We start from the raw sequence: 13,978 nt of genomic DNA, 5'->3' as shown, positions 1-13,978 counted from the left end.
CCCTTGGATGCATGGCGGCCCGAAGACCGACGGGCCTGGCGGCGGGTGCCCGGGAACAGGGGCCCGAGGGCGTCGCCTCCACAAGATCTCTAGTTGGGCCGGTGCGTCATTGCCGGCCGGAGGGAAAGCGATGGGTAGGACACTCGCGGAGAAGGTCTGGGACGACCATGTCGTCCGGCGCGCCGAGGGCGAGCCCGACCTCCTCTTCATCGATCTGCACCTGCTGCACGAGGTGACCAGCCCCCAGGCCTTCGACGGACTGCGCAAGAGCGGACGCCAGGTGCGCCGGCTCGACCTGACCATCGCGACCGAGGACCACAACACCCCGACCCTCGACATCGACAAGCCGATCGCGGACCCGGTCTCCCGGGTCCAGCTCGAGACGCTGCGCAAGAACGCCGCCGAGTTCGGGGTCCGGCTGCACCCGCTGGGCGACGTCGAGCAGGGTGTCGTGCACGTCGTCGGCCCGCAGCTCGGTCTGACCCAGCCCGGGATGACCGTCGTCTGCGGCGACTCCCACACCTCCACGCACGGCGCCTTCGGCGGTCTGGCGTTCGGCATCGGCACCTCGCAGGTCGAGCATGTGCTGGCCACCCAGACGCTGCCGCTGGTCCGCCCCAAGACCATGGCGATCACGGTCGACGGCGAGCTGCCCGAGGGCGTCACCGCCAAGGACCTGATCCTGGCGATCATCGCGAAGATCGGCACCGGCGGCGGCCAGGGCTATGTCCTGGAGTACCGCGGCTCCGCCATCGAGAAGCTCTCGATGGAGGCGCGGATGACCATCTGCAACATGTCGATCGAGGCCGGCGCCCGCGCGGGCATGATCGCCCCCGACCAGACCACCTTCGACTACCTCAAGGGCCGTCCGCACGCCCCCGAGGGCGAGGACTGGGACGCCGCCGTCGCGTACTGGAAGACGCTGAAGACGGACGAGGACGCGGTCTTCGACGCCGAGGTCGTCATCGACGCCGCCTCCCTCTCGCCGTTCGTCACCTGGGGCACCAACCCGGGCCAGGGCGCGCCGCTTTCGGCGGACGTCCCCGACCCGGCTTCGTACGAAGACGCCTCGGAGCGCCTCGCCGCCGAAAAGGCCCTGGAGTACATGGGGTTGGAGGCCGGACAGCCGCTGCGCTCCATCAAGGTGGACACCGTCTTCGTAGGTTCCTGCACCAACGGCCGCATCGAGGACCTGCGCGCCGCCGCCGAACTCGTGAAGGGCCGCAAAGTCGCCGACGGCGTACGGATGCTGGTCGTCCCTGGCTCCGCCCGGGTCGGTCTGCAGGCCGTCTCCGAGGGCCTGGACGTGGTCTTCAAGGAGGCCGGCGCCGAATGGCGGCACGCGGGCTGCTCGATGTGCCTCGGCATGAACCCCGACCAGCTGGCCCCCGGCGAGCGCTCCGCCTCCACCTCCAACCGCAACTTCGAGGGCCGGCAGGGCAAGGGCGGTCGTACGCACCTGGTGTCGCCGCAGGTCGCGGCCGCCACGGCCGTCCTGGGCCACCTGGCCTCCCCGGCCGACCTGTCCGCCGACACCCCCGCGCCCGCTGGAGTCTGATCAGTCATGGAAGCATTCACCTCGCACACCGGCCGGGCCGTCCCGCTGCGCCGCTCCAACGTCGACACCGACCAGATCATCCCTGCTCACTGGCTCAAGAAGGTGACGCGGGACGGTTTCGAGGACGGGCTGTTCGAGGCCTGGCGCAAGGACTCGTCGTTCATCCTCAACCAGCCCGAGCGCGAGGGCGCGACCGTGCTGGTCGCAGGCCCCGACTTCGGCACCGGCTCCTCCCGTGAGCACGCCGTCTGGGCGCTGCAGAACTACGGCTTCAAGGCCGTGATCTCCTCCCGCTTCGCCGACATCTTCCGCGGCAACTCGCTGAAGAACGGCCTGCTCACGGTGGTCCTCGACCAGAAGATCGTGGACGCGCTGTGGGAGCTCACGGAGAACGACCCGACTGCTGAGGTCACTGTGGACCTTGAGGCGCGTGAGGTGCGCGCCGAGGGCCTCACCGCCTCCTTCGAGCTGGACGAGAACTCCCGCTGGCGGCTGCTGAACGGGCTGGACGACATCTCCATCACCCTGCAGAACGAGGCGGACATCGCCGCGTACGAGGCCAAGCGTCCGTCCTACAAGCCGAGGACGCTCCAGGTCTGACCCGGAGCGCCGGGGCAAGTCGAGTTTCGGCCAGCCCAACACCCCTCCTGTACCCCCGATCGGTCCGATCGGGGGTACAGCCGTGTCTGGGCTCCCACGCGCTCCCGAACCTTCGCTGTTTCTCCCAACTTCCCACGTTAGAGGGGTGGTTGCCGGGGTACGCGCCCTGTGTGGACGTGGCCCCCGTCGATGCCCGGGCGGCCGTTTGAGGCGGCAGTTGCCCCCTGGGCGGGCGACAACTCGCCCCAGATGGCACAATCTGTGCATGGAACACGACGGCCAACTCGAGCTCTATACGGCGGTCGCGAGCCAACTCAAGGAAGCGCACACAAGAGTGCGCGCACTGCAAGTCCCGGAGGGCGTACGGATGGCGCTGACCCGGAAGCTGCTGGTCATTACGGCCGCGGCCAAGCACGATCTCGCCGATGCGACAAGGCGTCTGGAGCGGTTCATGACGGACCTCGACGAGGGGCGAATGCCCGAAGAGGGGCGTTGATCGCCTCCGGAACAGCCGAGTTCGTTGCGGCACAAGGGTGATTAGCCCGTTTCGTGTTTGATTTGCGGTATATATCTGCCTAACGTGCGAAAAAGCTTGAACACTTTCGTTCTGGCGAGGTCTCCGAAGGGGAAGACGTGAACAAGGCGCAGCTCGTAGAAGCGATTGCCGACAAGCTGGGCGGCCGCCAGCAGGCCGCCGACGCGGTCGACGCGGTCCTGGACGCCATCGTCCGCGCGACCGTCGCAGGAGACCGGGTCTCGGTCACCGGTTTCGGTTCGTTCGAGAAGGTCGACCGGCCGGCCCGCTACGCTCGCAACCCCCAGACGGGCGAGCGTGTTCGGGTCAAGAAGACGTCCGTTCCGCGCTTCCGCGCAGGCCAGGGCTTCAAGGACCTGGTGAGCGGCTCCAAGAAGCTGCCGCGCGGCGGCGAGGTCGCGGTCAAGAAGGCCCCCAAGGGCAGCCTGACCGGCGGTGCCTCCGCCACGGTCAAGAAGGCCGCGGCGAAGAAGGCCACCACCAAGACCGCCGCCGCGAAGAAGACCGCCCCCGCGAAGAAGACGACGGCCGCCGCGAAGAAGACCACGGCCGCCGCCAAGAAGACCACCGCGAAGAAGACGACCGCCGCGGCCAAGAAGACCACGGCCGCCGCCAAGAAGACCACCACCGCCAAGTCGACCGCCGCGAAGAAGACGACCACCCCGGCGAAGAAGGCCACCGCCAAGAAGGCCCCGGCCAAGAAGTCGACCGCGCGCAAGACCACCACCGCCAAGAAGGCCACCGCCCGCCAGCCGTAGACACCGACGGCACGCAAGGGCACTCACGCGCCGGGCCGGACTCCCTCACGGAGCCCGGCCCGCGGCGTGTCCACGACCTCGCACCCCGAAGGTCCGCGCAGGGCCCCGAAGGCCTCCGACGGGCCGCCTCAGAAGGTCTGCAGCGTCACCAGCGTGATCCTCGGGCTGTCCTGCGGCCCCTCCACCTCGATCCGCACCCGCTGGCCCGGCCGCAGCAGCCGCAGCCCGCCCGCGTCGAACGCCGGCGCGTCGAAGGGCACCGGAGTGCCGTCGTCGAGCAGCACCTGCCCGCTGCGCGTGTCGGGGTCGTACGTGTATGCGGTCGCCTGCATGACGCGCAGCCTACTGCCCGATGCCCTGCAGCCGCGCGGCCGCCGCGGCCGTCCGGGGCCCCACCCCGAGCGTCAGCGCCGTACGCAGGTCCTCGCCGGTGTCCACGTCCTGGCGTACCGAATCGACGTCCGTGAGACGGAGTTCCGCGGCGCCCGAGGCGTGATGACGAACACGGGAATCCGGGCCGAATGCCGGCAGCAATTCACGGTCCGCCGAGACCGCCAGCAGAGTGGTGCCGATTCCGGCGGCATCGGCGAGAAATGCGCGCGGGAATTCCGCCGCCGCATCCAGCACCCGGGTCAATTCCGGCGGGCGCAGTGCCGGGAGATCGGCGTTCAGTGCCGCGAGAGGGGTTTCGGGACGCGTCCGCCGTACGAAGGCCGCCCCGTGCGTGAGGGCGGCGTTCAGGCCGGTGCGGGGTTCGTCGGGCACGATCCGGGCCCCCAGGGCCGCCAGCGCGCGCCCCGCCGGCCGATCGTCCGTGACGACCACCACATCCCCCACGGCCGCGCAGGCCAGCGCCGCCGCCACCGTGTCCTCGGCGAACGCGAGGGCCAGACCCGGGCGCAACTCGTCCCCGGCGGTGTCCGCGAGCCTGCTCTTGGCCAGCGCCAAGGGCTTCAGAGGTATGACCAAGGTCCACTGCACCGGCGTACCGTCCCTCTCTTGTCGCGGCCATTGTCACCCGGCCCATCGGCACGCCGACGCGTCGGGCGTACGGTGTTCTCGACAGACCGGCGGCCTGGGGTGACACTTGTGCGGCTCACAGGCTCCGAAGAGAAGCCCGCGTGAGAAGTACCGAGAGAAGTACCGAGAGAAGTCCCAGAGGGAAGGTGTCCGCGTGCCCCGCCGCAGAATCGGCTTCTGGTACCGCTTCGCAGCGGTCCTCTGCAAACCCTGGCTGGTGGTTCTGATCAAGCGGGACTGGCGCGGAATGGAGCACATTCCGGCCGAGGGTGGATTCATCACCGCGGTGAACCACAATTCCCACGTCGACCCGTTCGCCTACGCGCACTACCAGTACAACACCGGACGGGTGCCGCGATTCCTCGCGAAGAGCGGTCTCTTCAAGAAGGGATTCGTCGGCGCCGCGATGCGCGGCACCGGGCAGATCCCCGTCTACCGCGAGTCCACGGACGCCCTCAGCGCCTTCCGGGCCGCGATCGACGCGGTGGAGCGCGGCGAGTGCGTCGCCTTCTACCCCGAGGGCACCATCACCCGCGACCCGAACCTGTGGCCCATGACGGCGAAGACCGGTGCCGCGCGGGTCGCCCTGCAGACCAAGTGCCCCGTGATCCCCGTCGCCCAGTGGGGTGCCAACGAGCTGCTGCCGCCGTACAGCACCAAGCCCCGTCTCCTGCCGCGCAAGACCCACCATGTGCTCGCGGGCCCGCCCGTGGACCTCTCGCGCTTCTACGGCCAGGAGATGACCACGGAGGTCCTCAAGGAGGCCACCGAGGTCATCATGGCCGCCGTCACCCGCCAGCTCGAGGAGATCCGCGGCGAGAAGGCGCCCGAGACGCCCTACGATCCGCGTCAGGAGCGGATCGAGCAGCGGCGCCGCACCCAGGCGGAGAGCGGCGCGCAGACCGGTGCGCAGCCAAGTCACGAGGGGGAGAACAGCAAGTGAGCATGTCCGTCAAGGCGGCCGTCTTCGGTACCGGATCCTGGGGGACCGCCTTCGGCACGGTCCTCGCCGACGCGGGCTGCGAGGTGACGTTGTGGGCGCGCCGCCCCGAGCTCGCCGACGCGGTCAACTCCACCCGGACCAACCCGGACTACCTGCCCGGCGTCGAACTCCCCGAGAACCTCCGCGCCACCGCCGACCCGGCCGAGGCCGCCCGCGGCGCCGACTTCACCGTCCTCGCGATCCCCTCGCAGACCCTGCGCGCCAACCTCGCCGAGTGGTCCCCGCTGCTCGCCCCGCACACGGTCCTCGTCTCGCTGATGAAGGGCGTCGAACTCGGTACGACCATGCGGATGAGCGAGGTGATCGAGGACGTCGCCAAGGTCGGCCGCGACCGCGTCGCCGTGGTCACCGGACCCAACCTGGCGCGTGAGATCGCCTCCCGGATGCCGGCCGCCTCCGTGGTCGCCTGCACCGACGAAGCCGTCGCCCAGAAGCTGCAGACGGCCTGCCACACCCCCTACTTCCGCCCGTACACCAACACCGACGTGGTGGGCTGCGAGCTGGGCGGCGCGGTGAAGAACGTCATCGGCCTGGCCGTCGGCATCGCGGACGGCATGGGCCTCGGCGACAACGCCAAGGGCTCGCTGATCACCCGCGGGCTCGCCGAGACCACCCGGCTCGGCCTCGCCATGGGCGCCGACCCGCTCACCTTCTCCGGACTCGCGGGCCTCGGCGACCTGGTCGCGACCTGCTCCTCGCCCCTGTCCCGCAACCACACCTTCGGCACCAACCTCGGCAAGGGCATGACCCTGGAGGAGACCATCGCGGTCACCAAGCAGACCGCCGAGGGCGTCAAGTCCTGCGAGTCGGTGGCCGATCTGGCTCGCCGGCACGGCGTCGACATGCCCATCACCGAGACGGTCGTCGACATCGTCCACGAGGGCAAGCCGCCGGTCGTCGCCCTCAAGGAGCTGATGTCGCGCAGCGCGAAGCCCGAACGACGCTGAGCGAACCCGGCGGGTGGACGCTGACTCCCGGCCCTACCACCGGGTACTCTCATGCCGATATGAGCACCGAGAACCTCCCCCAGAGCCCTGAGCAGCAGAGCCCCGAGCAGCCGTCCCGCAAGCCGCGGGTGGCCGTCGTCTCCGGTGGCCGCAGCTCCGAACACGGGATCTCCGTGGTCACCGCCGGCGCCGTCCTGAAGGCCATCGACCGGACCAAGTACGAGGTCCTGCCGATCGGCATCACCCGGGACGGACGCTGGGCCCTCATCGCCGACGACCCGGAGCGCATGGCGATCACCGACCGCCGTACGCCCGACATCGAGGCGCTCGCGGAGTCCCAGGAGGGCGGCGTGGTGCTCCCCGTCGACCCCGCCAACCGCGAAGTCGTCTACAGCGAGCCGGGATCGGTGCCCAAGGCGCTCGGTGAGGTCGACGTCGTCTTCCCCGTCCTGCACGGCCCCTACGGCGAGGACGGCACCCTCCAGGGCCTGCTGGAGCTCTCCGGTGTCCCGTACGTCGGCTCGGGCGTGCTCGCCTCGGCCGTCGGCCAGGACAAGGAGTACATGAAGCGGGTGTTCACCTCCTTCGGGCTGAAGGTCGGCCCGTACGTGGTGATCCGGCCGCGCGAGTGGGAGCGGGACGAGTCCGCCGCCCGCAAGAAGATCGTGGACTTCGCCGGCGAGCACGGCTGGCCGCTGTTCGTGAAGCCCGCGCGCGCGGGTTCGTCGATCGGCATCACCAAGGTCGACGACCTGTCCGGCCTGGACGAGGCGATCGCCGAGGCCCAGCGCCACGACCCGAAGATCCTGGTCGAGGCGGCCGTCCGGGGCCGTGAGATCGAGTGCGGCGTCCTGGAGTTCGAGGACGGCCCGCGCGCCTCGGTCCCGGCCGAGATCCCGCCGCCGGACGCGCACGCGTACTACGACTTCGAGGCGAAGTACATCGACTCCACGCCCGGAATCGTCCCCGCGCCGCTCACCCCCGAGGAGACGGCCGAGGTCCGCGGGCTCGCCGTGGACGCCTTCGAGGCGGCCTCCTGCGAGGGCCTGGTCCGCGCGGACTTCTTCCTCACGGAGGAGGGCGACTTCGTCATCAACGAGATCAACACCATGCCGGGCTTCACGCCGATCTCGATGTACCCGGCGATGTGGCAGGCGACGGGCATCAGCTACGAGGAACTGGTGGACAGGCTGATCCAGGCAGCGCTTCGCAGGTCCACGGGACTCAGGTAGCCCCCCTGAGGGGAGCCGGCCCCAGGGGCCCGGGGAACCGCGCGAGCGACCACGCACCACCCGCACCCGACGGACGACCGCACGGCCCACGGCGTCCAGTGCTCCGGCCTGGCGCGGCACCAGGGGGTGTTTCGAAAGTCCCGCACAGCACCCGCGGTGTCCGGTGCGTACTCGCGCCGCACAGGACTTTCGAAACACCCCCTAGTCGGCGATCCCCTCAGGCACCGCCTTCTTGATGGCCGACGCCAGGTCGATCAGCACCCCGGAACTGTCCGTCCCCTCCGGCACCGTCACCTCGACGTAGGCGAGACGACTGGCGGTGGTGAAGCGGTACCCCCCACCGTCCCGCTTCTCCATCAGCCAGTCGACCCCGTTCACGCCGCCGGCCACCGCATCCGCGTCACGGCCCTGCGCCACCTTTGGATCCACCATCTTCGGCGGCCGTTCCACACCGCAGCGCAGTATGATCGCCGGGTCCCCCCAGCCCGCGGTCAGCGCGGAAGCGGGCTCGGGATCGCGGCGGCTCTGACCGTCCACCTTCGACGGCAGTGCCTCGTCCAGGTTCCGGCACAGTTTCACGGTCTTCGCCGTGGGGCTGGGAACCGCCGCCGACGCGCTGTCGTCTGCCGAGGAGCAGCCCGCGGCGGCACACAGCAGCACGAGGGCGAGGGCGGGCAGGCGGGCGGGCACACCACTGGGCCGGTGACGGGAAAGGTTCACCGGCCAAGGGTAGACGGGGGCTACAGATGCACGACCGGGCAGGTAAGGGTGCGGGTGATCCCGTCCACCTGCTGGACCTTGGCGACCACCATCCGGCCGAGGTCGTCCACCGTGTCGGCCTGGGCCCGCACGATCACGTCGTACGGACCCGTCACGTCCTCGGCCTGGACGACCCCAGGAATCTTGCTGATCTCCTCGGCGACGGTCGACGCTTTGCCGACCTCCGTCTGGATCAGGATGTACGCCTGTACCACGGAACCTCCAGGGCGGCCACGAGGATCATGTGGGGAAAAGGAACGCCACGGTATCGCGTCGCCGCGCGCCACGGGGAGACCCGCGGGAAGCACGGCCCCCGTGCCGGGGTGCAGGGATGGCAGAGGTTGACGGTCACGGCGGTCGGTGGCGACCTCCCGGTCACGTCGGCCGTGCCGGTCGGGCGGGCCGTGTCGGCCCCTTCGACCGTATCGAGGACACTGGTGCTGCGCGACCGGGCACGGACAGGGACAGAAGGGGCGACAGGGTAATGAAGGGCACTGTTGGTGAGCTCGGGGAGTTCGGGCTCATCAGGGAGCTCACCTCCCGTCTCACCACCACCTCCGCGGTGCGGGTCGGCCCCGGCGACGACGCCGCGGTCGTGGCCGCGCCCGACCGCCGGGTCGTGGCCAGCACCGACATCCTGCTGGAGGGCCGGCACTTCCGCCGCGACTGGTCCACCGCCTACGACGTCGGCCGCAAGGCCGCCGCCCAGAACCTGGCCGACATCGCCGCCATGGGCGCGGTGCCGACCGCGCTGCTGCTCGGCCTCGTCGTCCCCGCCGAACTGCCGGTGACGTGGCCGAGCGAGCTGATGGACGGCCTGCGCGACGAGTGCCAGGTCGCCGGCGCCTCCGTGGTCGGCGGGGACGTCGTACGGGGCGACACGATCATGGTGTCGATCACCGCGCTCGGCGATCTGCGCAACCAGGAGCCGGTCACCCGGGCCGGCGCCCAGCCCGGCGACCTCGTCGCGGTGACCGGCTGGCTCGGCTGGTCCGCCGCCGGGTACGCGGTCCTCTCCCGCGGCTTCCGCTCGCCCCGCGCGTTCGTCGAGGCCCACCGCCGTCCCGAACCGCCGTACCACGCGGGCCCGGCCGCCGCCGCCCTCGGCGCGACCGCGATGTGCGACGTCAGTGACGGACTGATCGCCGACCTCGGGCACATCGCCGAGGCCAGCAAGGTCCGGATCGACATCCGCTCGGGCGCCATGGACATCCCCACCCAGATGAACGACATCGGGACGGCCGTCGGCGTCGACCCCATCCAGTGGGTGCTGACCGGGGGAGAGGACCACGCGATCGTGGCGACCTTCCCGCCGGACGTGAAGCTGCCCGCCCGCTGGAAGGTGATCGGTGAGGTCCTCAACCCCTCCGCGCTGCCCCAGGTGACCGTGGACGGGGCGCCCTGGACCCGGCAGGGCGGCTGGGACCACTTCGGGGACATAGAGGGGGCGTGAGGCGGTGCGACCGCGCGTCCTGACGGTGGCCGGCTCCGACTCCGGAGGCGGCGCGGGCATCCAGGCCGACCTGAAGACCATGCTCGCGCTCGGCGTGCACGGGATGAGCGTCCTCACCGCGGTCACCGCCCAGAACTCCCTCGGCGTGCACGGCGCTTGGGAGCTGCCGGCCGAGGCGGTGCGCGCCCAGTACCGCAGCGTCGTGGACGACATCGGCGTCCAGGCCGTGAAGACCGGCATGCTCGCCTCCGCCGAACTCGTCGAGACCGTGGCCGCGTTGCTCGCCGACACCGACGCACCGGCCGTCGTCGACCCGGTCGGCGTCTCCAAGCACGGCGACCCCCTGCTGGCCGCCTCCGCCCTGGACGCCGTACGCACCCGGTTGCTGCCCGTGGCCACCGTCGCCACACCGAACCTCGACGAGGTCGCCCAACTCACCGGTGTCCGCGTGGAGTCCGAGGAGCAGCTCCGGGAGGCCGCGGCGGCCGTGCTGGCGTACGGGCCGCGCTGGGTGCTGATCAAGGGCGGCCATCTCCCCGGCGACGCCGTGGACTTGCTCACCGACGGCACCGAGGAGCTCTGGCTGCGCGCGCCGCGCCACGACAACCGGCACACGCACGGCACCGGCTGCACCCTCGCGTCCGCGATCGCCTCGCACCTCGCGCGGGGCCGGTCGGTGCCGCAGGCCGTGACGGCGGCGAAGGAGTACGTCACCGGGGCGATCGCCGGCGGCTTCGCGCTCGGCGGCGGGATCGGCCCGGTGGACCACGCCTGGGAGCTCACCCGGCGTGCCCCCGGGGCTTCGGGTACTCCGGAAGCCTGATGTTCGTCGCCGACCTCTCGGTCAGCCGCTGGAAGAGGGCGGCCAGAGGCGGGAGGCGAGCAGCCGGTACATCCGGTCCCGGCTGCGGATCCGCCGTTCGGTGGCCGGCGCGAGGAACGGGCCCGCGTTGCCGAAGCCCTTCTGGCAGCCTTTGGCGAAGGCACTGATCCGGGACTCGTATGCGGCGAACGCCGTACGGTGGTCCCCACCCACGAGGGCGGGTTCACCGGCCAGGACGTACGCGCCGACGACCGCGACGCCGGTGCCCATACCGCCCATCGTGGCGCCGTACCGCGTGCGTCGTGTTCGTCGTGCACGGCAGCCTCGGCGGGGCCGCCGACCGTCCGCCTACCGTTCGCCGACCGCCGCCGGCCGCAGGCTCCGGCCCCGGTCGAACGCCCGGTCGTACGCCTGCCGCGCGAGCTTCCCGCGTACCTCCCTTCCCGCGCGGACCACATGGGGGTCGCCCCGGGTCTCCGCGTCCCGCAGGTCCGCCGCCGCGCCCAGCAGCTCGGCGGCCCGCGCGGGCTGTCCGGCGACCGCAGCCAGCGCCTCGGCGACGGCGGCCGGCGGCGCCCGGACCTCCGGCACCAGTTCCGGCCCGCCCCCGAGCGCCAGATCCGCCTCGACGCGGTCCTGTACGGCGGTCAGCCGCAGCTCCTCGACGCGGGCCCGCTCGGCGTGCGCGTCCGGGAGGTCGGGCAGGGCCGGGCCACGCCACAGGGCGAGCGCCTCCCTCAGCCGGGCGGCGGCCCCGGCGTGGTCTGCGGCGTCGAAGGGGCGCGGCCCTCCCGCGCGAGCCGCTCGAAGCGGTGGACGTCGACGGCGTCCGGCGGGGCGGTGAGCCGGTACCCGGTGGCGGTGGCCTCGATCCCGGCGTGCGGGGCGAGGCGGCGGCGCAGCCGGGAGATCCGGGACTGCGGCGCGTTGGCGGCTCCGGCGGGCGGTTCGGCGCCGTACAGGCCGTCGGTCAGCCGTTCCAGGGAGACCCCGCGGCCCGTGTCGAGCAGCAGGAGCGTCAGCAGGGCGCGGGGGCCGCCCGGGTCGAGAGGGTGCCGTCGTCGGTGCGGAGGTCCAGCTGGCCCAGGAGGCGGAGTCTGTCAGGTGGCTCTGTTGTCAGGTACAGCAAGAAGCCGGCCCACCTGGGGTGGGCCGGCTCGATGCAGCGAACCAGCAGTGGCCGCGCGCTCAGCAGTGCGTCAGCGCGAGACCTTGCCGGCCTTGATGCACGAGGTGCAAGCGTTCACGCGCTTCGGCGTCCCGCCCACCACGGTACGCACACGCTGGATGTTCGGGTTCCAGCGGCGGGACGTACGGCGGTGCGAGTGCGAGATGTTGTTGCCGAAGCCCGGCCCCTTGCCGCAGACGTCGCAGTTGGCAGCCACGGGTCACTCCAAAGACTTCAGATGCACTTACGGTTGGATCCCGGCGTGCCGGGATCGAGATCGCAGGATCAGAGATCTGAGTGGCGTTGCCAGGGGAATGGCCCGATCTGCATCGGGCAACCGGAGCAGCATACAACGACTGCGCCAGTAGAACGAAACTACCACGGCTGCTCTACGCTGCGTGCAGTCCAGCAGCTCAGGGAGGCGCAGGTGGCGCAGGTGCCGCAGACATTCTTCGATGCTCTCGCGGTGCGCACCTGGTGCTCACGGGCCCTTTCGGCGCTGGGCCGCGCGCGCGAGGAGATCGACGCGATCAACGTGTACCCCGTCGCGGACGGCGACACCGGCACCAACCTCTACCTCACCGTCGAGTCCGCCGCGACCGCCGTCGAGGCCGTGTTCGCGGGGTACGAGGCCACTCCGGCCGCCGTGCGCAGTCCCTCCCTCGCCGACGCCGCGCGCGCGATGGCGCACGGCGCGCTCATAGGGGCGCGCGGGAACTCGGGGACGATCCTCGCCCAGCTCCTGCGCGGCATGGCCCAGGTCCTCGCCGCGGAAGGTGAGGCCTCTCACACCGACGGCGACGGGCTGCGACTGGCCCTGCGGCAGGCGGCGGACTCCGCCCGGCAGGCCGTCGCCCACCCCGTCGAGGGCACGGTCCTGTCGGTCGCCTCGGCCGCCGCCGACGCGGCCGAGGGCACCGAGGGGGACTGCGGGACCGTGGCCCGCGCCGCCTACCGGGGGGCGTGCGCGGCCCTGGCCGCCACCCCGGCCCAGCTCACCGTCCTGGAGCACGCGGGCGTGGTCGACGCCGGCGGCCGGGGGCTGGTCGCGGTCCTCGCGGCGCTGGTGGAGACGTTCACGGGGGAGGCGCCGGTGTACTCACCGGTGTTCCCGGCGGGCGGGCCCCACGCGCGCGGGGAGGCAGGACCGGAGCCGGACGCCGTGGACCGCGCAGACGCACCGGACGGCGCGGGCGGCCCCGCCTTCGAGGTGATCTACCTCCTCGAGGCCGAGGACACGGCCGTCGCCCGGCTGCGGCAACGGCTGGACGCCCTCGGGGACTCCCTCGTCGTGGTCGGCGGCGACGGCCTGTGGAACGTCCACGTCCACGTCGACGACGCGGGCGCCGCCGTCGAGGCGGGCGTCGAGGCCGGACGGCCGTACCGGATCCGCATCACCCACTTCGGCGCCGGCGACGCCCACGCGCGCGGGGGCGAACGCCCGGTCCGTGAGCGGGTCCAGCGGGCCGTCGTGGCCGTCGTGCCCGGCGAGGGCCTGGCCGGGCTGTACGCCGAGGCCGGCGCGACCACGGTCCTCGCCCGCCCCGGGGAGCCGCCCGCCAGCGGGGAACTCGTCGAGGCCGTACGACGCGCCCACGCGCGCGAGGTCGTCCTGCTGCCCAACGACGCCGATCTGCGCCACACCGCCGCCGCGGCCGCCGAACAGGCCCGCTCCGAAGGCATCCGGGTCGCGCTCATCCCCACCCGCTCCGCCGTGCAGGGCATCGCCGCGCTCGCCGTGCACGAGGCGGACCGCCGCTTCGACGAGGACGTCGTCTCCATGACCTCCGCGGCCGGCGCCACCCGCTACGCCGAGGTCGCCGTCGCCGAACGCCAGTCGTGGACCATGGCCGGCATCTGCCAGGCCGGCGACGTCCTCGGGCTCATCGACGGGGACGTCGCCGTCATCGGCGCCGACGTCACCGCCACCGCGGAGGCCACCCTGGACCGCATGCTCTCGGCGGGCGGCGAGCTGGTCACCCTGGTGCTCGGCGACGACGCGCCCGACGGCATCGCCGAGCGGCTGCGGACACGGGTGCGGGAGGCCTACCTCGCCGTCGACACGGTCGTGTACCGCGGCGGGCGGCAGGGCGCGCTGCTGCTGATCGGCGTCGAGTAGCCG

General features: G+C 71.8%; 16 protein-coding genes and 2 pseudogenes. 10 read left to right on the top strand and 8 right to left on the bottom strand.

What is annotated here, in order from left to right; translation table 11 throughout:
- Positions 1-130 precede the first annotated feature (130 nt).
- From leuC to OG852_RS15885, 4 genes are all read left to right on the top strand, one after another.
- Positions 131-1,558 (top strand): 3-isopropylmalate dehydratase large subunit, encoded by a 1,428-nt coding sequence (gene leuC / locus OG852_RS15900; protein ID WP_133915816.1) that lies wholly within the window; start codon positions 131-133, stop codon positions 1,556-1,558.
- 6 nt (positions 1,559-1,564) lie between these two features.
- A complete protein-coding gene (leuD, locus tag OG852_RS15895) occupies positions 1,565-2,158 on the top strand; it encodes a 3-isopropylmalate dehydratase small subunit (protein WP_133915817.1) in 594 nt (197 codons plus the stop codon).
- Positions 2,159-2,423: 265 nt separating this feature from the next.
- Positions 2,424-2,654, top strand: a complete 231-nt coding sequence (locus OG852_RS15890) for a hypothetical protein (protein WP_133915818.1) — start codon at positions 2,424-2,426, stop codon at positions 2,652-2,654.
- 137 nt (positions 2,655-2,791) lie between these two features.
- The gene (locus tag OG852_RS15885; RefSeq protein ID WP_133915819.1) at positions 2,792-3,451 is read left to right on the top strand and encodes an HU family DNA-binding protein; all 660 of its coding nucleotides are present in this window, start codon (positions 2,792-2,794) and stop codon (positions 3,449-3,451) included.
- Between the two features lie 128 nt (positions 3,452-3,579).
- Here the strand turns inward: OG852_RS15885 and OG852_RS15880 are convergent, their stop codons facing one another.
- Together OG852_RS15880 and cofC are read right to left on the bottom strand one after the other, a co-directional pair.
- The gene (locus OG852_RS15880; protein ID WP_133915820.1) at positions 3,580-3,783 is read right to left on the bottom strand and encodes a hypothetical protein; all 204 of its coding nucleotides are present in this window, start codon (positions 3,781-3,783) and stop codon (positions 3,580-3,582) included.
- A gap of 10 nt (positions 3,784-3,793) precedes the next feature.
- Complete coding sequence (cofC, locus tag OG852_RS15875) at positions 3,794-4,432, bottom strand: 2-phospho-L-lactate guanylyltransferase (RefSeq protein ID WP_330348299.1); 639 nt, start codon at positions 4,430-4,432, stop codon at positions 3,794-3,796.
- Positions 4,433-4,625: 193 nt separating this feature from the next.
- Between cofC and OG852_RS15870 the strand changes: the two genes are divergently transcribed.
- Genes OG852_RS15870 through OG852_RS15860 form a run of 3 tightly spaced genes read left to right on the top strand, consistent with a single transcriptional unit; the run spans position 4,626 to position 7,653 of the window.
- Complete coding sequence (locus OG852_RS15870; RefSeq protein ID WP_133915822.1) at positions 4,626-5,414, top strand: lysophospholipid acyltransferase family protein; 789 nt, start codon at positions 4,626-4,628, stop codon at positions 5,412-5,414.
- Positions 5,411-6,421: an NAD(P)H-dependent glycerol-3-phosphate dehydrogenase gene (locus OG852_RS15865; RefSeq protein ID WP_133915823.1), complete on the top strand. Its 1,011-nt coding sequence runs from the start codon at positions 5,411-5,413 to the stop codon at positions 6,419-6,421. Before OG852_RS15870 ends, OG852_RS15865 begins: the two co-directional genes overlap by 4 nt.
- 59 nt (positions 6,422-6,480) lie before the next feature.
- Positions 6,481-7,653: a D-alanine--D-alanine ligase family protein gene (locus OG852_RS15860; protein WP_330348298.1), complete on the top strand. Its 1,173-nt coding sequence runs from the start codon at positions 6,481-6,483 to the stop codon at positions 7,651-7,653.
- 201 nt (positions 7,654-7,854) lie between these two features.
- Here OG852_RS15860 and OG852_RS15855 read toward each other — a convergent pair whose 3' ends face one another.
- Together OG852_RS15855 and OG852_RS15850 are read right to left on the bottom strand one after the other, a co-directional pair.
- Positions 7,855-8,373 carry a DUF3515 domain-containing protein gene (locus tag OG852_RS15855; protein ID WP_133915825.1) on the bottom strand — a complete coding sequence of 173 codons (519 nt, stop codon included), beginning with the start codon at positions 8,371-8,373 and terminating at the stop codon, positions 7,855-7,857.
- A 20-nt stretch (positions 8,374-8,393) separates the two neighbouring features.
- Positions 8,394-8,627: an Lrp/AsnC family transcriptional regulator gene (locus OG852_RS15850; RefSeq protein ID WP_079659261.1), complete on the bottom strand. Its 234-nt coding sequence runs from the start codon at positions 8,625-8,627 to the stop codon at positions 8,394-8,396.
- A 269-nt stretch (positions 8,628-8,896) separates the two neighbouring features.
- On the opposite strand from OG852_RS15850, the gene OG852_RS15845 reads away from it, so the two are divergent.
- Both OG852_RS15845 and thiD read left to right on the top strand, forming a co-directional pair.
- On the top strand, positions 8,897-9,865 hold the full coding sequence (locus OG852_RS15845) for a thiamine-phosphate kinase (protein WP_133915826.1): 969 nt from the start codon (positions 8,897-8,899) through the stop codon (positions 9,863-9,865).
- Positions 9,866-9,869: 4 nt separating this feature from the next.
- Complete coding sequence (gene thiD / locus OG852_RS15840; RefSeq protein ID WP_133915827.1) at positions 9,870-10,688, top strand: bifunctional hydroxymethylpyrimidine kinase/phosphomethylpyrimidine kinase; 819 nt, start codon at positions 9,870-9,872, stop codon at positions 10,686-10,688.
- On the opposite strand, the pseudogene OG852_RS15835 reads toward thiD, so the two are convergent.
- The 4 genes and pseudogenes from OG852_RS15835 to rpmB all read right to left on the bottom strand — a co-directional run.
- A pseudogene (locus OG852_RS15835) lies at positions 10,645-10,979 on the bottom strand (FAD-dependent oxidoreductase); the annotation flags it as partial. The gene thiD and the pseudogene OG852_RS15835 sit on opposite strands and share 44 nt — an antisense overlap.
- A 57-nt stretch (positions 10,980-11,036) precedes the next feature.
- Positions 11,037-11,279 (bottom strand): hypothetical protein, encoded by a 243-nt coding sequence (locus OG852_RS15830; protein ID WP_330348297.1) that lies wholly within the window; start codon positions 11,277-11,279, stop codon positions 11,037-11,039.
- A gap of 42 nt (positions 11,280-11,321) precedes the next feature.
- Positions 11,322-11,411: pseudogene (locus OG852_RS15825) on the bottom strand (BTAD domain-containing putative transcriptional regulator); the annotation flags it as partial.
- Positions 11,412-11,887: 476 nt separating this feature from the next.
- Complete coding sequence (gene rpmB, locus OG852_RS15820) at positions 11,888-12,073, bottom strand: 50S ribosomal protein L28 (protein ID WP_003993230.1); 186 nt, start codon at positions 12,071-12,073, stop codon at positions 11,888-11,890.
- 210 nt (positions 12,074-12,283) lie between these two features.
- Here rpmB and OG852_RS15815 point away from each other — a divergent pair, with 210 nt between their 5' ends.
- Positions 12,284-13,975, top strand: coding sequence for a DAK2 domain-containing protein (locus OG852_RS15815; RefSeq protein WP_330348296.1), 1,692 nt, complete (start codon positions 12,284-12,286; stop codon positions 13,973-13,975).
- Positions 13,976-13,978: the final 3 nt, after the last annotated feature.

Source organism: Streptomyces sp. NBC_00582 (assembly GCF_036345155.1).
Classification (GTDB): domain Bacteria; phylum Actinomycetota; class Actinomycetes; order Streptomycetales; family Streptomycetaceae; genus Streptomyces.
Note: the sequence above shows the minus strand (reverse complement) of the source record. Positions and strands in the feature narration are given on the sequence as shown.

Excerpts from the sequence above, each read along its gene's own strand:
- leuC (WP_133915816.1), top strand. The coding sequence starts at position 131 with ATGGGTAGGACACTCGCGGAGAAGGTCTGGGACGACCATGTCGTCCGG.
- leuD (WP_133915817.1), top strand. The coding sequence starts at position 1,565 with ATGGAAGCATTCACCTCGCACACCGGCCGGGCCGTCCCGCTGCGCCGC.
- OG852_RS15890 (WP_133915818.1), top strand. The coding sequence starts at position 2,424 with ATGGAACACGACGGCCAACTCGAGCTCTATACGGCGGTCGCGAGCCAA.
- OG852_RS15880 (WP_133915820.1), bottom strand. The coding sequence starts at position 3,783 with ATGCAGGCGACCGCATACACGTACGACCCCGACACGCGCAGCGGGCAG.
- OG852_RS15860 (WP_330348298.1), top strand. The coding sequence starts at position 6,481 with ATGAGCACCGAGAACCTCCCCCAGAGCCCTGAGCAGCAGAGCCCCGAG.
- OG852_RS15845 (WP_133915826.1), top strand. The coding sequence starts at position 8,897 with ATGAAGGGCACTGTTGGTGAGCTCGGGGAGTTCGGGCTCATCAGGGAG.